General features: G+C 41.9%; 24 protein-coding genes. 20 read left to right on the forward strand and 4 right to left on the reverse strand.

From position 1 onward, the window contains the following. The first annotated feature begins 26 nt into the window (after positions 1-26). The 19 genes from miaA (at position 27) to ACW6PM_RS03605 (ending at position 17,427) form a co-directional block, all read left to right on the forward strand. Complete coding sequence (miaA, locus tag ACW6PM_RS03515; protein WP_456056238.1) at positions 27-980, forward strand: tRNA (adenosine(37)-N6)-dimethylallyltransferase MiaA; 954 nt, start codon at positions 27-29, stop codon at positions 978-980. Further along, the gene (locus ACW6PM_RS03520) at positions 974-2,272 is read left to right on the forward strand and encodes a methionine gamma-lyase family protein (protein WP_308649815.1); all 1,299 of its coding nucleotides are present in this window, start codon (positions 974-976) and stop codon (positions 2,270-2,272) included. Before miaA ends, ACW6PM_RS03520 begins: the two co-directional genes overlap by 7 nt. A gap of 70 nt (positions 2,273-2,342) precedes the next feature. Further along, positions 2,343-3,032, forward strand: a complete 690-nt coding sequence (radC, locus tag ACW6PM_RS03525; RefSeq protein ID WP_456056239.1) for a RadC family protein — start codon at positions 2,343-2,345, stop codon at positions 3,030-3,032. 23 nt (positions 3,033-3,055) lie between these two features. Next, positions 3,056-4,060, forward strand: a complete 1,005-nt coding sequence (locus ACW6PM_RS03530) for a rod shape-determining protein (RefSeq protein WP_456056240.1) — start codon at positions 3,056-3,058, stop codon at positions 4,058-4,060. Positions 4,061-4,074: 14 nt separating this feature from the next. Beyond that, complete coding sequence (gene mreC / locus ACW6PM_RS03535; protein ID WP_308649818.1) at positions 4,075-5,025, forward strand: rod shape-determining protein MreC; 951 nt, start codon at positions 4,075-4,077, stop codon at positions 5,023-5,025. 8 nt (positions 5,026-5,033) lie between these two features. After that, positions 5,034-5,555 carry a rod shape-determining protein MreD gene (mreD, locus tag ACW6PM_RS03540; protein ID WP_456056241.1) on the forward strand — a complete coding sequence of 174 codons (522 nt, stop codon included), beginning with the start codon at positions 5,034-5,036 and terminating at the stop codon, positions 5,553-5,555. After that, positions 5,545-8,367, forward strand: coding sequence for a penicillin-binding transpeptidase domain-containing protein (locus ACW6PM_RS03545; protein ID WP_456056242.1), 2,823 nt, complete (start codon positions 5,545-5,547; stop codon positions 8,365-8,367). Before mreD ends, ACW6PM_RS03545 begins: the two co-directional genes overlap by 11 nt. A 13-nt stretch (positions 8,368-8,380) precedes the next feature. Further along, positions 8,381-9,127, forward strand: a complete 747-nt coding sequence (minD, locus tag ACW6PM_RS03550; protein WP_448753994.1) for a septum site-determining protein MinD — start codon at positions 8,381-8,383, stop codon at positions 9,125-9,127. After that, positions 9,124-9,336 (forward strand): cell division topological specificity factor MinE, encoded by a 213-nt coding sequence (locus ACW6PM_RS03555; RefSeq protein WP_118256972.1) that lies wholly within the window; start codon positions 9,124-9,126, stop codon positions 9,334-9,336. The genes minD and ACW6PM_RS03555 overlap by 4 nt, the downstream gene beginning before the upstream one ends. 52 nt (positions 9,337-9,388) lie before the next feature. Further along, positions 9,389-10,501, forward strand: coding sequence for an FtsW/RodA/SpoVE family cell cycle protein (locus ACW6PM_RS03560; protein WP_448753993.1), 1,113 nt, complete (start codon positions 9,389-9,391; stop codon positions 10,499-10,501). Between the two features lie 11 nt (positions 10,502-10,512). Further along, positions 10,513-10,908, forward strand: a complete 396-nt coding sequence (locus ACW6PM_RS03565) for a methylglyoxal synthase (protein WP_012742580.1) — start codon at positions 10,513-10,515, stop codon at positions 10,906-10,908. Beyond that, complete coding sequence (locus ACW6PM_RS03570; protein WP_448753992.1) at positions 10,892-11,863, forward strand: D-alanyl-D-alanine carboxypeptidase family protein; 972 nt, start codon at positions 10,892-10,894, stop codon at positions 11,861-11,863. The genes ACW6PM_RS03565 and ACW6PM_RS03570 overlap by 17 nt, the downstream gene beginning before the upstream one ends. A 95-nt stretch (positions 11,864-11,958) precedes the next feature. Continuing rightward, positions 11,959-12,381 (forward strand): twitching motility protein PilT, encoded by a 423-nt coding sequence (locus ACW6PM_RS03575; protein WP_308649825.1) that lies wholly within the window; start codon positions 11,959-11,961, stop codon positions 12,379-12,381. 53 nt (positions 12,382-12,434) lie between these two features. Continuing rightward, positions 12,435-13,823: an HlyD family efflux transporter periplasmic adaptor subunit gene (locus ACW6PM_RS03580; RefSeq protein WP_456056243.1), complete on the forward strand. Its 1,389-nt coding sequence runs from the start codon at positions 12,435-12,437 to the stop codon at positions 13,821-13,823. 48 nt (positions 13,824-13,871) lie between these two features. Further along, positions 13,872-14,570, forward strand: a complete 699-nt coding sequence (locus ACW6PM_RS03585; protein ID WP_456056244.1) for a YggS family pyridoxal phosphate-dependent enzyme — start codon at positions 13,872-13,874, stop codon at positions 14,568-14,570. 50 nt (positions 14,571-14,620) lie between these two features. Next, positions 14,621-15,163 (forward strand): cell division protein SepF, encoded by a 543-nt coding sequence (locus tag ACW6PM_RS03590; protein ID WP_456056245.1) that lies wholly within the window; start codon positions 14,621-14,623, stop codon positions 15,161-15,163. Positions 15,164-15,182: 19 nt separating this feature from the next. Continuing rightward, the gene (locus tag ACW6PM_RS03595) at positions 15,183-15,779 is read left to right on the forward strand and encodes a signal peptidase II (RefSeq protein WP_456056246.1); all 597 of its coding nucleotides are present in this window, start codon (positions 15,183-15,185) and stop codon (positions 15,777-15,779) included. A gap of 17 nt (positions 15,780-15,796) precedes the next feature. Beyond that, complete coding sequence (locus ACW6PM_RS03600; RefSeq protein ID WP_308649830.1) at positions 15,797-16,735, forward strand: RluA family pseudouridine synthase; 939 nt, start codon at positions 15,797-15,799, stop codon at positions 16,733-16,735. A 56-nt stretch (positions 16,736-16,791) separates the two neighbouring features. Continuing rightward, entirely contained in the window at positions 16,792-17,427 is a 636-nt protein-coding gene (locus ACW6PM_RS03605) for a cytidylate kinase-like family protein (RefSeq protein WP_448753986.1), read from the forward strand. Positions 17,428-17,594: 167 nt separating this feature from the next. Here the strand turns inward: ACW6PM_RS03605 and ACW6PM_RS03610 are convergent, their stop codons facing one another. Both ACW6PM_RS03610 and ACW6PM_RS03615 read right to left on the reverse strand, forming a co-directional pair. Continuing rightward, entirely contained in the window at positions 17,595-19,352 is a 1,758-nt protein-coding gene (locus ACW6PM_RS03610) for a 1-deoxy-D-xylulose-5-phosphate synthase (protein WP_456056247.1), read from the reverse strand. Position 19,353: 1 nt separating this feature from the next. After that, positions 19,354-19,746 carry a MerR family transcriptional regulator gene (locus ACW6PM_RS03615; RefSeq protein WP_330021324.1) on the reverse strand — a complete coding sequence of 131 codons (393 nt, stop codon included), beginning with the start codon at positions 19,744-19,746 and terminating at the stop codon, positions 19,354-19,356. A 174-nt stretch (positions 19,747-19,920) separates the two neighbouring features. Between ACW6PM_RS03615 and ACW6PM_RS03620 the strand changes: the two genes are divergently transcribed. Next, positions 19,921-20,937 (forward strand): alpha-hydroxy-acid oxidizing protein, encoded by a 1,017-nt coding sequence (locus ACW6PM_RS03620; protein ID WP_456056248.1) that lies wholly within the window; start codon positions 19,921-19,923, stop codon positions 20,935-20,937. Here ACW6PM_RS03620 and ACW6PM_RS03625 read toward each other — a convergent pair. Then, positions 20,932-22,485 (reverse strand): ABC-F family ATP-binding cassette domain-containing protein, encoded by a 1,554-nt coding sequence (locus tag ACW6PM_RS03625; protein ID WP_456056249.1) that lies wholly within the window; start codon positions 22,483-22,485, stop codon positions 20,932-20,934. The two genes, ACW6PM_RS03620 and ACW6PM_RS03625, sit on opposite strands and share 6 nt — an antisense overlap. A gap of 107 nt (positions 22,486-22,592) precedes the next feature. Then, positions 22,593-23,642: a helix-turn-helix transcriptional regulator gene (locus tag ACW6PM_RS03630; RefSeq protein WP_456056250.1), complete on the reverse strand. Its 1,050-nt coding sequence runs from the start codon at positions 23,640-23,642 to the stop codon at positions 22,593-22,595. Positions 23,643-23,704 lie beyond the last annotated feature (62 nt).

Genomic DNA, 23,704 nt, shown 5'->3' on the forward strand with positions numbered 1-23,704 from the left:
TATACTCATTTGAACAGAGGTGCAATATGACACAAAAACCGATGATCGTCCTGACCGGACCGACAGCAGTAGGAAAAACAGCTCTATCGATTGAGCTTGCAAAAAAAATAAATGGTGCTATAATATCCGCGGATTCCATGCAGGTATACAAATACATGGATATAGGCTCTGCGAAGGTTACAGTCGATGAGATGGACGGTATAAAGCACTATCTGATAGATGAGCTTGAGCCATCAGACGAGTTCAATGTATTTATCTTTAAGGATATGGCAAAAAAAGCTCTTAATGAAATATACGAAGCAGGAAAGATACCGATAATTGTCGGCGGCACCGGCTTTTATATCCAGGCGCTCTTGTATGACATTGATTTCACAAAGCAGGATGTGGATGGGGCATACAGAAAGAGCCTGTACGACTTTGCAGGCGAGCACGGAAATCATGCACTGCATGAAAAGCTTAAGGATATCGACCCTGTATCTTATGAGAGCATCCATGAGAATAATGTAAAGCGCGTCATCAGGGCAATTGAATATTATCACACCTGCCATGAACCGATTTCAAAGCACAACGAGACAGAAAGAGCTAAGCAGTCACCCTACAGCTTTGCCTATTTTGTACTGGATGATGTAAGAGAAAGGCTTTATGAGAGGATAGATAAGAGAGTTGATATCATGGTTTCAAACGGACTTGTCGATGAGGTGAAAAAGCTAAAGGCGATGGGCTGTACGAGCGATATGGTATCCATGAAGGGCATAGGCTACAAGGAAATCCTTGCATATCTCGACGGAGAATATTCACTTGATGAGGCTGTGGACAAGGTAAAGCTTGAGTCAAGGCGCTTTGCAAAGAGACAGCTCACCTGGTTTAGGAGAGAAAAAGACACCATATGGATAGAAAAAAACGAATATTCATATGATGATAATAAAATATTAAATAAAATACAAGAAATTTTAGCAGAAAAGAGGATTATAATTTGTTAGATACCAATGAAGCCATTTACAGGCAGTATGAGACACTTGGAATATCAAAGGAGGTTTTGGATTTCGGAACCTCTGTAGAAAAGGAGCTTAAGGAGCGTTTTGATAAAATAGACACAAATGCTGAGTATAATCAGCTTAAGGTCATAGCCGCCATGCAGAAAAACAAGGTGAGCGCCGAGTGCTTCCAGGCATCAAGCGGCTACGGCTACAATGACCTCGGAAGAGATACACTTGAGAGAGTATACGCTGACTGCTTTGGCGCAGAGGATGCGCTTGTAAGACCGCAGATTACCTGTGGCACACATGCACTGGCACTTGCCCTCATGTCAAACCTGCGTCCGGGCGATGAGCTTTTAAGCCCTGTCGGAAAGCCTTACGATACACTTGAGGAGGTAATAGGCATACGCCCTTCAAAGGGCTCGCTTGCTGAGTACGGCATCACATATGCACAGGTTGATTTACTGCCTGACGGTGAGTTTGACTATGACGGAATAAAGAAAGCCATCAACGAAAAAACAAAGCTTGTCACAATCCAGCGCTCTAAGGGCTATGCTACAAGACCTACGCTTTCGGTCAAAAAAATAGGCGAGCTCATCGCCTTTGTAAAGAGCATAAAGCCTGATGTGATCTGTATGGTCGATAACTGCTACGGTGAGTTTGTAGAGGAGACAGAGCCTATCCAGGTTGGAGCAGACATGATGGTTGGCTCACTGATTAAAAATCCGGGAGGCGGACTTGCACCAATCGGAGGCTATATTGTCGGCAAAAAGGAATGCGTTGAAAATGCCGCATACCGCCTCACATCTCCGGGACTTGGCAAGGAGGTTGGAGCCTCACTCGGAGTCATCCAGTCATTTTATCAGGGCTTTTTCCTTGCACCAACTGTCGTAAGCGGAGCATTAAAGGGAGCAATCTTTGCCGCAAAAATATATGAAAAGCTTGGTTTTAAGGTGGTTCCTGACGGAACTGAGAGCCGCCACGATATCATACAGGCTGTAGAGTTCAATAACCGCGATGCCATGATAGCCTTCTGCGAGGGCATTCAGGCAGCAGCACCGGTGGACAGCTATGTGACACCTGAGCCGTGGGCAATGCCGGGCTATGACAGTGATGTCATCATGGCAGCAGGCGCATTTGTGCAGGGCTCATCCATAGAGCTTTCTGCTGACGGCCCTGTGAAGCCTCCGTATGCGGTTTATTTCCAGGGAGGACTTACCTGGTACCATGCAAAGCTTGGAATTTTGATGTCTTTACAAAAACTTTATGAGAGAAATCTTGTTAAGCTTGTTTAGGTGTGCTACAATTAACTGAAAACTTTGCTTAAATCCGTTGTCAATCGCCTGGGAGAAGCGAAAGGGATTAATGCATAATAACAAAACAATTAAAAATCTGCCGGCTTCAGAGCGACCATATGAGAAATTTTTATCGCTTGGAGCATCAGGCCTGTCAGACGCTGATTTACTTGCCATCATTATAAAGACCGGCACAAGAGACAAGACTGTGATTGATATTGCACAGGATATACTCTCCGGCAGGCATGGCAATCTGCTCAATCTATATGATATGTCCTATGAGGAGCTTCTTAGCATCCCCGGGATAGGGCAGATAAAGGCTATACAGCTTAAGGCGATAGCTGAGCTGTCGCTTCGCATAGCAAAGACAAAAAAGGTCCAAAGCATCAGAATGAATAATCCTGCCACAATAGCTGACTACTATATGGAGCAGATGAGGCATCTCACAAATGAAGTCGTCATTTGTGCCTATTTTGATGTAAAAAGCAGTTTTTTAGGAGACAAATTCATATCAAAGGGCTCATTAAGCTCCTCTGTAGTGGACATAGGCTCCATCATCAGGACCGCCCTTGACAAAAATGCATCAAAGCTTGTTTTATTGCACAATCATCCAAGTGGAGATTGTACTCCCAGCAGAAATGATATTGCTGTCACAGACAGATTAATTGAGGGCTCAGGGATTTTTTCCATAGAGCTTTGTGACCATATCATAATCGGAGATAACGAATATTATAGCTTCTATGAAAATAAACTTATATAAACAGAAGACGAGGTAGAATTATTATGAGCAACAACGTTTACGGAATTGATCTGGGAACAAACAATTTCAAAGTATACTCAAAGGCTACAGGCAAGACAATGCTTGAGAAAAATACAATAGCCGTTATAGACAAAAATCAGATATATGCATATGGAGACCGTGCATATGCCATGTATGAAAAGGCTCCGGAGACAATCAACGTCATATTTCCTGTCGTAGAGGGAGTTATTGCTGACTATAATCTGCTTCAGACTATGATTTTTGACTTTTTGGAGCACAAGACAAAGGCACGTATCAAAAATGCCGAGTTCATCATTGCTGTGCCGACAGATATCACAGATGTAGAGAAAAGAGCATTCTACGAGCTCTTCTACAAGAGCAAATCAAAGCCTAAAAAGGTCATGCTCTGCGAGAAGCCTATCGCTGATGCTGTAGGTCTTGGAATAGATGTAAACGAGCCAACAGGTGTCATGATAGTAGATATGGGTGCTGACACAACAGAGACATCGGTCATTTCACTCGGTGGTCTGGTGCTTAGTGACCTGCTTCATTTCGGTGGCAACAGACTTGACGAGTCGATTATCTCCTACGTGCGCAAGGAGTTCAATCTTGTAATCGGGCAAAAGACTGCCAAGCTGTTGAAGGAAACTATAGGCTCTGCGCTTCCGGGAAGAGAGGACAGCATGGTCGTAGTGGGACGCGATGTGGTAAGTGGTCTGCCTATTGAGATGGAGATTGGTTCAAAGGTTGTTTACGAGGCTATGCAGACAAACCTTGAGTCTATATGCACATCAATAAAAATGATTCTTGAGAAAACTCCGCCTGAGCTTGCAAAGGATATCATCCATTCAGGCATTTATATCACAGGTGGCGGCTCACAGCTTGCAGGACTTGACCAGCTCTTTGAACAGATTACCGGAATCAAAGTCATCTGCTCAGAATGTCCTGAGGAGAGCGCAGTACGCGGTCTCGTACAAATAGTTTCTGATTCAAAGTATAAGAGACTTCCGTTCAGCATCAAAAAATAATAACCGAGGTTAACATGAGTAAGAATTTTCGCAATCGAAAGAGAAAGCACAATAAAAAGCTGCCTGCCAGATACACACTGTTGATTATGACAGCAGTCTGCTTTGTGGCCATGCTGTTAAGCCTTACCTTAAACATATCCGGAGGTCCACTTAAGACTGCTGCCGGATATGTATTCATTCCTATGCAAAAGGGCATAAACAGCTTTGGAAGCCACATTTCGGACAAGGTTACAGAAATACGCACATTAAAAAATGTCAAGGCAGAGAACAAAAAGCTTAAGGCAGAGGTTGAGGAGCTTACAACACAGCTCACAACCAACAAGCTTGAGCAGTATGAGCTTAACAATTACAGACAGCTTCTGGACCTTGATGCCAAATATCCATCATATCCCAAGGTTGCTGCCAGCGTCATAGCTAAGGACAGCGGAAACTGGTTTTCTACATTTACCATCGACAAGGGAAAAAAGGATGGAGTGGACGTAGGCATGAATGTGCTTGCTGGAAGTGGACTGGTAGGTATTGTTACCGATGCAGGCGACAATTTTGCCAAGGTACGCTGTATCATAGATGATGCGAGCAAGGTCAGCGGCATGGTTTCCACCACAGAGGACAACCTCACAGTCAGCGGCAATATAAAAACCATGAACGAGGACAAAGTCATTACCTTTACAGAGCTAAAGGATGACGACAACAAGGTGAAAGAGGGCGATCCTGTAGTTACCTCATACGTGTCAGACCGTTACCAGCAGGGTATACTGATTGGCTATGTGACAAAAATCGAAAATAATTCCAACAATCTGACAAAATCAGGTACTATCACGCCGGTTGTCGATTTTGAGCATATCGAAAATGTCATGGTCATCACACAGCTTAAGCAGACCGGTGACACTAAGAGCGCTGACGACACCGAAGGTACAGAGGATGCCGGTGACAGCCAGACTGAAAATTCAACCGAAAACAAGTAAGGAGCAGCATGAGACGTAGAATTGTTTTATTTATAATTATAGCTTTATGCTTTGTATTGCAGACCACGCTGTTTAAGAGTCTTTCCTTTGCCAACATCTCACCGAACCTGCTGATTATAGCAGTGTCATCCTTCGGCTTCATGCGTGGCAAAAAGGAGGGACTGTGGGTAGGCTTCTTTTGCGGACTGCTTATTGACATATTTTGCGGAAAATATATAGGACTGTATGCTTTAATATATATGTATATCGGTTTTATCAATGGATTATTCCAAAAAAGATTCTATCCTGATGATATAAAGCTTCCTATGCTTCTGATAGGAGGCAGCGATTTGTTATACAATCTGGTAGTATACTTTTTTATGTTTTTACTGCGTGGCAGATTTAGCTTTTTGTACTATCTGAAGTCAATTATTGTACCTGAATTTGTATACACGATGGTCATCAGTATACTTTTGTATCTGGTATTTCTTAAGGTAAACCAGAAGCTGGAAGCACACGAGAAAAGGAGAGCAAAGAAATTTGATTTATGATATAAAAGACTTTCTGAAGAAATTTTTCAGCTCAAGACTTTTTGTTTTGGCGGCAGTCATTGTTCTCATGTTTGCCCTGCTCGCCGAGAGAGTCTTTACCCTTCAGATAATTAAAGGTGCGGATTATCAGAAAAACTTCATAATGCTGATTAAAAAGCCACTGTCCATAGAGGCATCGAGAGGCAATATATACGATGTAAATGGGGAGCTGCTTGCTTACAATCAGCTTGCATACTCTGTAGTCATCTCAGACAACGGCAGCTATTCATCCACAAAGGAGCACAACCGTCTTTTAAACAAAGAGCTTAATGAAATTATCAATGTAATAAAAGACAATGGTGGCTCCATATACAATGATTTTCCGATTGTTTTAAACGATGACGGTACATACAGCTTCACTTTCACCTCTGAAACCTCCAAAAAGAGATTTCTGTCAGATGTGTTCGGAAAAAAATATGACAAGCTCGAATACAATAAGTCACTTGGCTTTGATGAGGCAAATGCCAGCGCCCAGAATGTCATTGATTACCTAAGCTCTAATCAGTACGAATGCTTTGACATAAGCAGCAAGTATGATACACAGGCCACCTATGATATTGTAGTGATGCGATATGCCATAAAGCAGAACCGATTCACTAAATACAAAACCACTACCATTGCAAAGGATGTAAATGACTCCATAGTCGCATATGTCAATGAACATTCAGATACTCTTACCGGTGTATCAATTGAGGAGGATACGATACGTAAGTACAACTATCCTGAATATATTTCATCACTCATAGGATACACAGGCAAGATATCTACAGACGAGTACAATGAGCTCTCAAAGGATGATGACTCATATACACAAAATGATATGGTAGGTAAATCCGGCTTAGAGCAGTACTATGAGAGCTATCTGCGAGGCAAAAACGGTGAAAAACAGGTATATGTAAACAATGTCGGCAAGATAAACGAGGTAATAAGCCAGGAAAATCCTGTTTCCGGCAATGATGTCTACCTGAGCATTGACATCAGGCTGCAGGAGGCAACCTACAAGCTGTTGGAGCAGGAGATTGCAGGAATCGTTTATTCCAAAATAAAATCCGGTGAAATACCTATAAATGATGTCTACTTTGCACTGATCAACAACAATGTAGTTGACCTGACACATTTCAATGCATCTGATGCATCAGCTACTGAGCAGGCTATATACAATTCCTTCAGCAGCCAGCTGCAGAGTGCACTGTCCACTATCGACAGTGAGCTTGAAGGTGGTACCTCAGGCACTGCTTCCATGTCGGAGCAGACACTTGATTATTTTACATGTGTTATGTCTGTGCTAAACGATGACGGACTGCTTTTAAGCAAGCAGATAGATACCTCTGATTCCACATACACCTCATGGAAGGCAGGCACACTTTCGCCGCGTGATTATCTCAAATACTGCATTTCAAAGCAGTGGATAGACATCACCAAGCTTGATGTGGACCAGAAATATGCTGATTCAAGTGAGATTTACACAGCACTCTGTACGTATATCAGAGATGCCATGACTGACAATAAAGACTTTGCCAAAATCATCTACAAATATATGGTGAATTCCGGAGCAGTCACAGGACAGCAGCTGTGTCTTCTGCTTTTTGATCAGGGTGTACTCGATTATGACGATGCAACTGTAAACAACATTGCCAATGGTTCCATCAGTCCATATGCATTTCTTATGGACAAAATAAACAATATAGAGATAACACCTGCACAGCTTGCCCTTGACCCATGTACAGGCTCATGTGTCATAACTGATGCAAAGACAGGACAGCTAAAGGCTTTAGTCAGCTATCCGGGCTATGACAACAACAAGCTGGCAAACACTGTAGATGCCGATTACTACCAGTCGCTCAGAGAGGACAAGTCCAACCCGCTTTGGAATTATGCCACCCAGGAACAGACTGCACCGGGATCTACCTTCAAGATGGTATCAAGCACCGCAGGCCTTGCCGAGGGAGTTATTGATACCTCGTCAAAGATAAATTGTACAGGTATATTTACAGAAATCAGCAATCAGCCAAAATGCTGGATTTATCCGGGTGCACATGGTATGGACAATGTATCGGAGGCTTTAAGGGATTCATGTAACGTATTCTTTTATACAACAGGCTTTCGGCTTGCAAGCAAGGACACCGGTTCATATGACGATGAAAATGGTATGAAATACATACAAAAATATGCATCTATATATGGACTTGATCAAAAGTCAGGTGTTGAGATAGTAGAAAAGACACCATCCATTGCCACACAATATCCTGTTATGGCAGCTATCGGACAGAGTAATAACAACTATACGACTATTTCTCTTTCAAGATATGTGACAGCAGTTGCTTCCGGAAAGCTTTATGACTACAAGCTGATGAACAAAATTGTGGATGCAGATGGCAAAACAGTCAAACAGTATGATTCAAAATCAACCGATATATCAGGCACACTCACTCAAAGCCAGTGGGATGCCATCCATCAGGGAATGCGTATGGTGGTCGAAGACCTGCACGATGTATTTGGCGGCTTTACAGGCGTTGAGGTGTCAGGTAAGACAGGAACCGCACAGCAGGTTGAGACAAGACCAAACCACGCTCTGTTTGTAGGATACGCTCCATCAAGCGATCCTGAAATTACAATAGCTACACGTATATCATATGGATACAGCTCACACAATGCTGCAGCTGCATCCAGAAATATAATTTCATATTATTACAATCTGGAGTCACTTGACGATTTACTCGCAGTCAAGGCTGAGGGTGTTAACTCATCAGGCTCAAGTGCCAGAACAGACTAGGAGGTTTATTTTTGTGAGTGAAGCAATAGTTTTCACTTCAGGAAAAGGCGGTGTTGGAAAAACTACGGTTATTTCCAACATCGGAGTTGAACTTTCACAGTTAGATAAAAAAGTCATCATGCTCGATACAGACATGGGGCTTCGCAATCTGGACCTGGTAATGGGAATAGAGGACAAGGTCAATTACAATATCCTCGACATCCTAAACCGCACATGCCGCATCAGACAGGCAATCATACGCAATAAGAAGTATCCCAATCTATATGTAATTCCTGCAGCACCTTCCATGGATACGCTATGCAGCTATGAAGCACGCTTCAAGATACTTATAGAGGAGCTTAAATCAAGCTTTGATTATTGTCTGATAGATTCCCCTGCGGGCATCGACAGCGGCTTTTGGTTTTCAGCCGCACCTGCAGACCGTGCGATAGTAGTTACTACACCGCATGTATCTGCCATACACGATGCAAGGCGATGCATAAGCCTGCTCGACAGCGCACATCTTGATGATATATCAGTCATAGTTAATGCATATGACAGGCATATGGTAAGAAGGCATCAGATGATATCCGATAATGATATCACAGCACTTCTTTCAACCAGGGTTATTGGCACTATTCCTTATGACAAAAGTGTTATCATTTGCCAGAACAGAGGAATACCTGTCCGCGAAACCAAAAGCAGGCTTGCTCCTGTATTTGCCCGTATATCCGGCCAGCTGATCCGTTCCTCTGATGATATGAGAGGTGCCGCTGTATGATGCATAAATTTTCCAAAACAGGAGAATACGCGAAGAAAAGGCTTAAAATAGCACTTGCAGAGGATAGAAGCACAATATCTGCTTCAGACAATATGACACAGATTAAAAAAGAGATAAAAAGCGTGATACAAAGACATATGAATATAAATGATGAAGCTTACGAGGTAAGGATTATCATGCGCGACAAAAATTCAATTAATAACCTTTAACAAATACGTATTATAATTAGGATAACAGAGATAACAGATAGGAAGTAACAAAATGCTCAAACAGTACAGACTAAAGAATTATCACTTTCAATTAGTAATATACATAATAGCTTTGTCGATTATAGGCATTCTGCTGATAGGCAGTGCCAAGCACTCCGTACAAAGCAAGCAGATAATAGGCTTTATAATGGGACTGATTATCATGATAGTGCTTTCCCTGATAGATTACTCATTTCTGCTCAAATTCGTGTGGATATATTATGCCGGCATGGTTGTGCTGCTGTTACTTGTTCTATTTGCAGGTGATGATGCAAAGGGTGCACAGCGCTGGTTTGAGATTGCAGGTATCAGATTCCAGCCTTCTGAGATTGCCAAAATTATAATAATTTTGTTCTTTGCCTATTTCTTTGCCAAGTATGAGGAAACCATAAACACGGTAAAGACGTTAGTACTGTCAGTTATATTTGTTGGAATACCATTATTCCTCATTTATAAACAGCCTGACAACTCAACAACAATTCTTACTGCATTAATTTTCGCTGCCCTCTTGTTTATTAGCGGATTAAGTTATAAAATAATAATGCCGGTACTCGGAGTTTCCGTACCGATAGTTCTGATAGTGCTTAGCTACATATATACACATGCAGAGGCACTTATCAAAAAGGGCTTTTATCCTGCCACGCGTATCATGTCGTGGCTTGACCCGACAAATTACGCTGATACGGCAGCACAGCAGAGAAACTCTATCTGGGCGATAGGCTCAGGGCAGTTGTTTGGCAAGGGACTTAACAACTCGGTAGTCACCTCTATGAAGAACACAAATTACATCATAGAGCCTCAGACAGATTTTATATTTGCCGTTGCAGGAGAGGAGCTTGGCTTTATCGGTACAATCAGTATAATAATTCTTTTGCTTCTTATCGTAATTGAGTGTATACTTATAGCAAGGAAGGCAAAGGACACAAGCGGAAAGCTCATATGCTGTGGCATGGGTGCACTTATAGGCTTTCAGGCCTTTATCAATTTGTGCGTAGCCACAGGTCTTATGCCCAATACCGGTATGACTCTTCCATTTGTCAGTTATGGACTTACGTCGCTTGTTTCACTGTACATTGGAATGGGAATTGTCCTGAATGTAGGATTACAGCCGAAGAAATATTCATAGGGAGGTTAGCAATGAACATAGGATTAGTTGCACATGATTCAAAGAAAAAACTGATGCAGAACTTCTGCATAGCATACAGAGGTATCTTAAGCAAGAATAATTTGTACGCGACAGGCACCACCGGACGTCTGATAGAGGAGGTTGCAAACCTTTCAGTACACAAATATCTTGCAGGACACTTAGGAGGCATCCAGCAGCTTGGAGCACAGATAGAGCACAATGACATAGACCTTGTCATCTTTCTGCGTGATCCATTAAAGCCTAAGCCACACGAGCCTGAGGTAAACAGCATTTTCCGTATTTGTGATGAGCACAATATACCACTTGCCACCAATCTGGCTACAGCAGAGCTGCTCATTTTATCATTGGACAGAGGAGATCTTGACTGGCGTGAGATGTACAAGTAAACAAAAAATCAAGCGACTGCTATGTCTGACATGCATAGCAGCGGTTTTTATGACCGGATGTGGCACAAAGATTGAAAATGCATATGATACGTATTCCACCGATTATATCAACGGATACAACGGAAGTAATTATTTTGCTTCCAATTTATGCGTCACAAACGATGTCAATTTTGGTCAGGACAATATGCAGTTTGCAAAGACCGCAGAGGGAGCCGGAGCCTTCAATATAGACACTCATCAGGTGCTGTACAGCCAGAATCTGTTTGAAAAGCTCTACCCTGCAAGCACTACAAAGATTTTAACTGCATACATAATTCTTAAAAACTGTGATTTAAATGCAACCGTCACTGTAAGCCATGACGCGGCAAACCCGGGTCATTCATCATCTGTATGCGGCTTAAAGGAGGGTGACGTCATCACAGTACAGGACTTATTGTATGGACTTTTGCTTGAGAGTGGCAATGATGCCGCAATAGCACTGGCAGAGTACTGCAGCGGTTCTGTAGAAGAGTTTGCAAAGCTGATGAACAGCACTGCAAAGAGCTTCGGCGCCACAAACAGCAATTTTGTAAACCCAAGTGGTCTGCCTGATGAAAATCATTACACCACCATATATGACATGTACCTCATTTTTTCAAATGCCATATCCTTAGAGAGCTTTGTTGCGATCATCAGTTCACAGACCCATGACGCGGCATATACAAATGCCCAGGGCACTGCTGTTTCAAAGACCTTTAAGAATACCTGCGGCTATCTGACAGGCGCCTATACAGCACCTGAAAATGTAACAGTGACAGGTGGAAAGACAGGCACCACAGGAGAGGCCGGGTATTGTCTCGTACTGCTAAGCCAGAATGCTAAAAATGAGCGTATCATAAGCATAGTTTACAAGGCAGATGGTAAAAAGGACCTTTATAGCTTCATGAATGAAATACTTAGTGGATTTGCTAATTAAATATTGAGTTTTATGGTTATTTATACTATAATAATATAAAAATACAATTATTTTTTATTAATTATCACAATATTTATCCATAGGAGGAATGAGCCATGATAGAAATTATTTGTGGAGACAAGGGCAAGGGCAAGACAAAAGAGCTGTTAGACAAGGTAAATTCATCAGTTAAGGGAAAAGAAGGTTCCATAGTTTTTCTTGATAAGAGCCAGAAGCACATGTATGAGCTTAATAATCAGGTTAGATTAATCAATGTTATGGACTATCCTATTGACAATTGTGATGAGTTTTTAGGATTTATATGCGGAATCATTTCGCAGGATCATGATCTGGAGGAGATGTATTTAGACAGCTTCCTTACAATTGCATCGCTTGATGATGAGGGGGATATCACCAAGGCAATCGAAAAGCTTGATATAATCAGTGAGAAGTTTAAGGTGAAGTTCATCTTAAGTGTTTCAAGGAATATTGACAGACTGCCTGAATGTGCTAAAGCAAAGGTTATCATTTCTTTATAAATGATTAATTATGGGGATGTGTATTTCACATCCCTTTTTTAAGGAGTAAAATTGTGTCCCGAAAAAATAAAAAAGTACTGAAATATAACAACGGCTTCAATCTGAATATCGGTTTTATTGTTTTTTTTGTAATAATAATCTATGTAATTTTTCACATATTTACATATATCACTTCAAAGCCGGTATCGGAATATGAGGTACAACAGGGTACTATAGCAACCAACAACATATATAAGGGCATGATAATCCGCGAGGAGAGTGTAGTGTATGCTGAGGAATCAGGAAGCCTCAACTTCTTTGTGTCAAACGGCTCAAAGGTTGCAACAAGTGATGTAGTCTACTCGGTAGATACAGACGGCTCCATTGCAACACAGATTACAGGTGCTCAAAATGATGCCTCTGCCATTACCGACGAGGATGCCGGGCAGATTATCACTGACATAAACAGTTTTTCATCCGGCTACGACAGACGATTCTTTTCAAAGGTTTATACCTTTAAAAACGACCTGTCTGCACAGCTGACACAGGTGCTCAGCCAGAATGCCCTGACAAGTTTGGCAGATACAATCAGCACTGCTGAGGCTAACAACACCTTCTATACATATAGGCCGGCAGCTCCCGGTATAGTCTATTACGGAATAGACGGCTACGAGGATGTCACAACGGACAGCTTCACTCTTGATCAGTACAACAATACCAATTATGAAGAGACTGATTTAACAGACAACAGCACCATCAATCAGCTGGATCCTGTGTATAAGCTGATTACAAGCGAGAACTGGAATATTCTTATAAATGTTCCCGACAATGTTGCCAAGAGCCTGAATGAAAAGTCAGTCGTCAAAATCAGGTTCTGCGATGATGACTTTACTACCACTGTAGCATTTAGCATTTTAAAGAAGGACGATGCTTTTTTTCTGAAGCTGAACATGAAAAATTCGCTCATCCGCTACATAAATGAGCGTTTTACCAATATAGAGCTCGTGCTCGGCTCAGACACCGGGCTTAAAATACCTAATTCAGCTATTACCAAAAAGGAATTTTTCACTATTCCAAAGGAATACTTTACTGCAAGCGGTGATTCCGATGCTTCCTCGCTCATGATAAAGGATAAAAGCAGCGGCTCAGTAAATATAGTAAATCCAACCATATTCAGCCAGAATGATGACTTTTATTTTGTAGATGATGAATATCTGAAGGACGGCGATATAATTGTAAAACCCGATTCCTCATCAACCTACAGGGTTGGAACCGATAAGGACAAGCTCACAGGGGTCTACAATATCAACAAGGGATACGCTGTGTTTAAGCAGATAAAGGAGCTTGCATCAAACGATGACTACACAATTGTAGAAGCCAAAACACCATTTGGCATTTCACTTTATGACCATATAGCCTTGGATGGAAAATCCGTAAAGGAAAATCAGACCATCACAAAATAATATTGGTAATAAATAATATTGATAAAATATACGGAAGGGACAGATTTTATGTTAAAAGACAACTTACATCAGGTTCAGCAAAATATAAAGGCAGCATGTGACAGAGCACACAGAAGCTATAGTGATGTCACACTAATTGCTGTCAGCAAAACAAAGCCTGTTGAGATGCTAAGTGAGATATACGATGAGGGCATCCGTGAGTTCGGCGAAAATAAGGTACAGGAAATGTGTGAAAAGATGGAGGTTATGCCAAAGGACATCCGCTGGAACATGATCGGGCATCTCCAGACCAACAAGGTAAAGTATATAGTCGGCAAAACATCACTCATTCACTCTGTAGATTCACTTCATCTGGCAAAAGAGATACAAAAGCAGGCCATAAAGCATGACTGCATCTGCGACATATTGGTAGAGGTCAATATAGCAGGTGAGGCATCTAAGTTTGGCACATCACGTGATGAGGCTATCTCATTAGTTGAAGAAATTGCTAAATTGGATCACATCCGTATCAAAGGACTTATGACTATAGCACCATTTGTAGATGATCCAGAGGATAACAGACAATACTTTAGAGATATTAAGCAATTATCAGTTGACATAGCACATAAAAACATAGATAATGTCAGTATGAATGTTCTGTCCATGGGTATGACAGGAGATTACACAGTAGCAATAGAAGAGGGCGCAACAATGGTACGTGTCGGTACCGGAATATTTGGAGAGCGTGACTACAGCAAGGCTAATTGATGCTTTGCATATGCTATACATAAAATAAAAAGAGAAAAGGAATATAAAAAATGGGTTTCATAGATAAGATTCTTGACAAAATGAGTTTAAATTCTGAGGATGATGAGGAGTTCGATAACGAGGATTATTACCTCGATGACGAGGAAGAAGAAGATCTTCCAAGAAATCCTTTCCGCAGAAAGAAAGAAGCAGTTGAAGAGGAACCGGCTATAAAAAGCACAAAGCGTGATACAATCCCAAAGGAGAAGCCTGTTAAGACTACATCCAAGATTACACCAATATCAAAATCATCCAGAAAGCAGGTATCATCAGACATGGAAGTTTGCGTAATAAAACCAAGTTCAATTGAAGACGAAATAGAAATAACAGACACATTACTTAACGGACGTACAGTCGTCATCAACATGGAGGGGCTAAATGTCGATGTGGCACAGCGCATCATAGATTTCACATCAGGCTCAGCATATGCACTGCACGGTAATCTGCAGAAGATATCCAACTTTATCTTTATTGCCACACCACACGGAGTAGATATCTCAGGCGATATCCAGAGTCTCATGGATTCATTTGATCTCCCGGGTTCATCTTATTAAGCGGAGTATCAAATCAGCTATGAAGAAAAATAAAACAAAAAAACAGCTGTGTACAGCAGGCATCATTGCAGTGATTCTTGTAGCAATTGACCAGCTTACCAAGTATCTGGCTGTTGTTAACCTAAAGCAATCATCCACCGGTGTATTTGTTCTCATTCCGGGAGTTTTCGAGCTCAGATATCTTGAAAACCAGAGTGCTGCATTTGGTGTTGATCTGCTTTCAATCATACAGAATATCTTTCATTTTACATATTGGTCTGAGAATCCAATGGCATTTTTACGTGCCAAGATGATTTTTTTCTCAGTAATCACAATTGCAGTCGTTATACTTCTGTGTGTATGGTATCGCAAAATACCTGCCACAAAGCGTTTTGGGCTGCTGAATGTTGTTGTAATACTGTTTGTTGCCGGCGCACTTGGCAATCTGATAGACCGTATTGTAAATAATTATGTGGTTGATTTCTTTTATTTTAGCCTGATTAATTTTCCGATATTCAATGTGGCTGATATATACGTCACTGTAGCGGCATTTATGTTTATCATACTCGGGCTGTTTTACTACAAAGAGGAGGATTTTTCCGTAATCTTTCCTGACAAAAAGCAAGAAAATAAATAAAAAGAGAAGGCTTCACTATGAATAGAGATACATTTGAAGTCCAGAGTGAACAGGAGGGAGAACGACTGGATAAATACTTAAGCAGCATTTATCCGGATATTTCTCGCTCCTTTTTTCAACGGATACTAAAAGAAAACCAAATACTGGTCAATGATAAGCCCCAGAAGGCAAATTACAGGCTGAAGGCTGATGATATAGTAGATGTCACAATCCCCGATGCAGTACAGACACCTATCCTGCCACAGGACATACCTCTTGACATACTTTATGAGGACGATGACGTACTGGTAGTCAATAAGCCAAAGGGCATGGTTGTACACCCCTCAGCCGGGCATTACAGCGATACACTTGTAAATGCCATAATGTACCACTGCAAGGACTCTTTAAGTGGTATAAACGGCGAAATACGGCCCGGTATAGTTCATCGCATAGATATGGATACTACAGGCTCTCTTATTGTCTGCAAGAACGATGAAAGCCATATAAAAATATCAGAACAGATTAAGGACCATAGCTGCAACCGTATATACGTAGGCATTGTCTGCGGCAATGTAAAGGATGACGAGGGCACCATAGAGGGTGCCATAGGCAGAAATCCCAATGACCGCAAGAAAATGGCCATCAATGAGAAAAACGGAAAGCCTGCGGTCACGCATTATAAGGTGCTTGAACGCTTTGGCGACTACACATATATGCAGTTTAAGCTTGAAACCGGCAGAACACACCAGATACGCGTGCACATGGCAAGCATTAATCACCCGTTGCTTGGAGATATGCTGTATTCCAGCTATTCACCTACCAAAAACAGATTCAAGGGCCTGCAAGGACAGTGTCTGCACGCGAAAACCATAGGGTTTGTTCATCCAAAAACCGGTGAATATATGGAATTTGATGCACCTTTACCAAAATACTTTGCCAATTTGCTTGAAGTGTTGTATAATATAAATAACAACTAAATTAAATTGTCACATAGTGATATATTTTTTATAATTTATATAAGGGGGTCTGAATTATGGGATCAAACGAAATTTACACAATAGGAAGAGAATTTGGAAGCCTCGGAAAACAGGTCGGACGCGATTTAGCCGAAAGACTTGGAATTAAATTTTATGACAAAGAGCTTTTACAGCAGGCAGCTAAGGAATCAGGACTTTGCGAGGAAATATTTGAGTCGCACGACGAAAAGCCTACAAACAGCTTTTTATATTCGCTTGTCATGGACACATACACCGGTGGCTCTTATTCTACAGCACCGTTTCTTGATATGCCTCTGAATCATAAGGTATTTTTAGCACAGTTCGATGCTATCAAAAAGATTGCGGCAAATGAATCATGCGTTATCGTGGGCCGCTGCGCCGACTATGCTTTAGCAGATGAGCCACATTGCCTCAACATCTTCGTACGTTCCAACATGGACGACAGGATTAAAAGAATCAGTGAAAGACTCAATGTTTCGGAGAACAAGGCAAAGGATATAATCAAGAAAAAAGATAAAGAGCGCTCAAGCTATTACAATTACTATACCAGTAAAAAATGGGGAGACGCAAGAAGCTATGATCTGTGCCTGAACACAAGCCAGATATCGGTTGAGGATTCAATCGAGCTGATACTTAAATACAGAGAATGCATGAGAAATCATAATAAATAAACGGATTTAAAGCCACCGGAGCTGATGTAAATAGCGGGTTCGGTGGCTTATTTTATATGTGTGTTGTATATCTAAATTACATGTATTATGTAAAAGCAGCTGGAGAAATGTTATCTATGTGGTATTTTGGTACTCTTTACGCTGTCATTTATTCGTTAAACTTGTGTTTAGCGAATAAATGGTAATACATCCTCCACAATCTGCTCTGCAGTCAGATGATTATTCTTCAGTACAGCATCCACATCATACCTGTCAAGAAATTCTTTTTTCAATCCATAATTCAGCACCTTCATATTGCTTGCACCATAGAATCGTGCGATTTTTTCGCCAAAGCCGCCATCTAAAATACCATCCTCTAAAGTAATAACAGTATCATGATCTTGCTTAAGCTTAGTCAAAAGCGCCTCATCCAATCCGGTGATATAATACGGATTGATTACAGTTGCGTTAATTCCGGCTTCTTCTTTAAGAAGCTTCGCAGCCTCCTTTGCCAGTTCAAAGAAGGTTCCCAGACCGATAATAGCAATCTTTTCTCCTGTCTGAGCCACCTCATATCTGTTGAGTATGCCAAAATCCTTTGTCACCCTTGAGCCATCTGAAATCATTGGTCCACCAGGCAGCTTTATCGCAACCGGATAAGATGTCTGCTCCATGCTCCAATCAAGCATAGCCAGATACTCTTCCTTTGTTGCCGGTGCCAGATATACCAGGTTTGGAATATTTGAAAGCATCGGAATATCCTGAAAGCCTAAGTGTGTAACATCATTCATTCCATATACGGAGCCCTGATATATTACCATTGTAATCGGACTGTTATTAATGCAGACATCCTGTGATACCTGGTCAAAGGTTCTCTGTACAAACGAACTGTATACACCATAAAATGGTTTACCACCATTTACTGCGATACCGGATGCCAGTGCCACTGCAGTCTCCTCTGCAATACCTACATCGACAAACTGACTGCCAGCCTCTTTTCTCTTATCCTCTGTAAAGCCCATAACAGTCGGCGTACCGGAAGTAATTGCAACAACAGAAGAATCATTTTTCATCTTTTCAAGCAGATATTCACAGGTCACAGAAGAATAATCCTCTTCCACATTGTCAAATAGCGGCTTTCCTGTTTCTATATCGAACGGACCGCTGTAATGCCACTGCTCCTTGCATTTTTCTGCAGGGGCATAGCCCTTGCCCTTAAGTGTGTTTATATGCACTACAACCGGTTTAGTGCTGTCCTTAACCTCTTTAAATGCCTCGATAAGAGCTGCCACATCGTTGCCCCTGTCAACATACACATAGTCAAGTCCCATAGCCTTAAACAGATTGCATTCTGCCTGACCGTCAGTCTTTCGAAGCAGAGCAAGATTCTGATAGAGACCTCCATGATTTTCAGCAATCGACATATCGTTGTCATTTACAATAATAATAAAATTGCTTTGAAGCTCAGCAGCAAAATCAAGTCCCTCAAGTGCTTCTCCTCCGCTTAATGAGCCGTCTCCGATGACCGCAATCACATTGCCGTTTTCACCATTTAAGTCCCTTGCCTTTGCAAGACCTGCAGCCAGACTGACAGACGTTGATGTGTGTCCGACTGTAAAGAAATCATGCTCGCTCTCGTTTGGATTTGTATAGCCTGACACATCATCATAGTGCTGTTCAGACAAATACGCTTCCTTACGCCCCGTAAGCATCTTATGAGGATAACTCTGGTGCGATACATCATAAACAATTTTGTCCTTAGGTGATTCAAATACATAATGTAAAGCGATTGTCGCTTCAACCATTCCAAAATTCGGTCCAAAATGTCCGCCATGCTTACTTGCTCTTACTAAAAGTGCATCTCTTATCTCCTGCGCCAGCACCGGCAGTTCATCTATCTTAATTTTCTTTACATCTTCTGGTCCGTTAATTTTCTCAAGATACATATTATTTTGTGTCCTCCTTTTTGCCCCAGGTCAATTCACCTGTCTTTATCGCATTCTCGTATTTAGAAATTTTATACTGTAAGCGTTCCATCGTGTTTTCAATCTGTTTTTTCTGCTCATCAAGCTGCTCGTATTGCTCCTTGAGAAGCTGACACCTTGCTTCAAATGTGGCATCTCCCATCTGAAAAAGCCTGATATATTCTATAAGCGCCTCAATCGGAACTCCGGCATTGCGCATGCATATAGTGTGCTCCACCCAGCTGATATCTGATTCGGTATAATCGCGTATACCGCCTGAAGTCCTTGCAACCGGTGGAATCAGGCCTATGCGCTCATAATACCTGAGTGTATCAGTAGACACACCAAACCGCTCACTCACTTCCTTGATAGTCACTCACATCGCCTCCTTTTTGATTGCTACAATGAAACTATATCACTTGGAGTCCACTCCAAGTCAAGAGTTTTTCATATATTTTGTTGTTTCATCTGTTTTGTATACATAAAAATATTATTGTGCTATAATCTCATTGATAAAATTTAAAAAAGATTTCACACTCGGAGGAAAAATATGAACTATACAGAATGTATCGAAAATGCCAGACCACGTCTGGGTAAATATTGCAAGGCTTGTCCTGAATGCAACGGCCGCGCATGCAAAAACCAGATGCCCGGTCCCGGCTCAAAGGGTATCGGTGACACAGCCATACGCAACTACGACAAATGGAAGGAAATCCGTGTAAACATGGATACTATTGCCGAAAATAAGCCTGTAGACACCTCTCTCTCGCTCTTTGGCCGCACTTTCAAATATCCAATATTTGCAGGCCCTGTCGGTGCAGTACAGCTTCATTACGGAGACTGTCTGGATGATGTAGCATACAACGATATTCTCGTGTCAGCCTGTGCAAAGAACGGTATTGCAGCTTTCACCGGCGATGGAACTGACCCAAACGTCATGGTTGCAGCAACCAAGGCTATCAAAAATGCAGATGGTGCCGGAATACCTACCGTAAAGCCATGGAACATTGAGACCATACGTGAGAAAATGGAGCTGGTACATGAATCAGGCGCATTCGCAGTAGCTATGGATATCGATGCAGCCGGTCTTCCCTTCCTCAAAAATCTCGATCCGCCAGCAGGAAGCAAAACAGTCTCAGAGCTTCGCGATATCATACAGATGGCCGGAACCCCATTTATAGTAAAGGGAATTATGACCGTAAAGGGTGCGCTTAAGGCAAAAGAGGCAGGCGCAAGCGCTATTATTGTATCAAACCACGGTGGACGTGTGCTTGACCAGTGTCCTGCCACTGCTGAGGTGCTTGAAAGCATCGTAAAGGCTCTTGAAGGCTCTGGTATGAAGGTACTCGTAGATGGTGGCATCAGAAGCGGCACAGACGTCTTTAAAGCACTTGCACTGGGTGCAGACGGAGTTGTTATCGCAAGACCGTTTGTAACGGCTGTATACGGCGGAGAAGCCGATGGTGTGCGTGCATATATAGACAAGATCGGCACAGAGCTTGAAGACACTATGAAAATGTGTGGTGTATCTTCGCTTGATGAAATTACAAGGGACTGTGTTTTATAATCTTGTCGTCCACTTAGAACAATCCCACACATCCGTTGCAAGCCCATCATAGAAATCCGGCTCATGGCATACCATCAGTATGCTGCCCTTATATTCCTTTAAGGCACGTTTTAACTCATCCTTAGCATCCACATCCAGATGGTTGGTAGGCTCATCCAAAAGCAGAATATTTGTCTCTCTGTTTATCAGCTTGCACAGACGTACCTTTGCCTGCTCACCACCACTCAATACACGCACCTGGCTTTCAATATGCTTTGTCGTCAGACCACACTTGGCAAGCGCGCTTCGCACCTCGTACTGCGAAAATGCAGGAAACTCATTCCATATTTCCTCAATGCATGTGGTTGTAACCGACTGATCCATCTCCTGCTCAAAGTACCCTATTTCCAGATAATCTCCAAGTGTAACACTTCCTGAAAGCGGCTTTATAAGCCCAAGAATACTCTTAAGCAGTGTCGTCTTTCCGATGCCGTTTGCGCCGGTAAGAACAATCTTTTGTCCTCTCTCCATCTCCAGGTCGAGAGAGGATGAAAGCGGATCATCATAGCCGATAACCAAGCCATTTGTCTGGAAAATATAACGCCCCGGAGTACGCGCAGTCTTGAAATTGAACTCCGGCTTTGGCTTTTCTGCAGCCAGCTCAATAACATCCATCTTGTCAAGCTTCTTCTGACGTGACATCGCCATATTTCTTGTAGCAACACGCGCCTTATTTCTCGCCACAAAATCCTTCAGCTCTTTAATCTCCTGCTGCTGTTTATTGTACGCAGCCTCAAGCTGGGCTCTCTTCATCTCATAGACTTCCATAAACTTGTCATAATCCCCGACATATCTGTCGAGCTTCTTGTTGTCCATGTGATAGATAAGATTTACCACGCTGTTTAGAAACGGTATGTCGTGAGAAATGAGAATAAACGCATTCTCATAATCGTTCAGATATCGCTTAAGCCACTCAATATGCTCCACATCCAGATAATTGGTAGGCTCATCCAAAAGCAAAATATCAGGCTTTTCCAGGAGGAGCTTTCCCATAAGCACCTTAGTTCTCTGACCCCCGCTTAAATCGGTCACATCCTTATCCAGTCCCAGGTCTAAAAGGCCAAGAGCCCTTGCAACCTCCTCAACCTTTGCATCGATCATATAGAAATCATGCATGGTAAGCATGTCCTGAATCGTGCCGGCTTCCTCCATCAGCTTATTCATCTCATCCTCGTCCACATCGCCAAGACGCGCATATATGTCGTTCATCTCATTTTCCATATCATAAAGGAAATCAAATGCAGAGGAAAGCACGGAGCCGATAGTCATACCCTTTTCAAGCGCTGTGTGCTGGTCAAGATAACCCACACGCACCTTCTTGGCCCACTCTATTTTGCCCTCATCAGGCATCAGTCTGCCTGTAATAATATTCATAAAAGTCGATTTTCCCTCACCATTTGCACCGACAAGCCCTATGTGCTCGCCCTTCAACAGTCTGAAGGAAACATCCTCAAAAATAGCACGGTCGCCAAAGCCATGGCTTAGGTGCTCTACGTTTAAAATACTCATGTATACCTCCTTGACCCACATCAGTACATGCTTAATTAAAAGCAAATCTGATAAAAAGGTCATTTCTTCAAGATTGTATTTCCCCAATATGGCACTTTCTTCAAAATTTAGTCTGCAAGCTCATATTGTTTTGTCAGTCTTTCAAGCTCCTCATGAACCTCTTTCACCAGATTCTCAGGTCCTATTATCTTAAAATTATCCCCCATTGCCATAATCCAATGAATAAAAAGCTTGTTATCAGCTACCTTTACAAAAACGCGCGAATGAGCTTCATCCTTTTTTAAGATTGTCACATCTGTTCCAAACCTGTCAATCAGCACACCTATAGCGCTGTTTTTGCACAGTATCTCAGCCTTTATCTCTTCTCCGTTGTACATACCAAACTTTGATTTGCCATAAGAAGCAATATCAAGTTTTTTGAGCTTCTCCCTTCCCTCACGGACTTTATTTTCAATCAGGATATTCTTCATCTTGTCTACACGGTAATGATGAATATCCTTTACCTGTGTATCATGGTCATATCCAATCAGATAATAATTACCATCATTCCACAGCAGTCCCCATGGACTGACATGATATCTGGCGCCGTCATGCTTCACCTCAAGCTCTTTTTTCGTATTCCACCGGCAATATTGAAACGAAAGGCTTGAATTATTTGCAATTGCATTGTGTATGGCATCGACATTTTTCATGATGTCGCTATTCATGGTTTTCACTCTTCCTGCAACATATACCTGACGCTGCAGAGTGGCAGCCTCCTGTCTGCTTGTAAGGCTCTCCAGCTTCTTAATAAGCTCATTTGATTTCTCCTCAGTGATGAACTTGGCTGCCGCGACTGAATCCACCAAAAGCTTAAGCTCTGCAAGCTCAAATGCCCTGCCAACCACCTGATAATGAACTGTCCTGCCATACTGCGTCTTTTTGGTTTTGATTCCAAAATCATTCAACTGGGCTATATCATCATACAGACTTTTTCTCGCGGCTGTGACATCGTACGCATGCAGCTTATTTAAAATCTCATCAAGCGTAATATCATGGTTTGCATCCGTATTATTCAAAAGAATTTTCGCCAGATACAAAAGCTTAAGCTTTTGCTTGCTCCGTGCTCCCTTAGATTGATTCTCGTCAATCAGCTCATTGTTTTCCGTTTCACTCATATACACTTATCTCCCCATCGATTTGTATTGTCTATTCAGAATCACACCACTCACGTTCGCAA

This window comes from Agathobacter sp. (assembly GCF_977054825.1).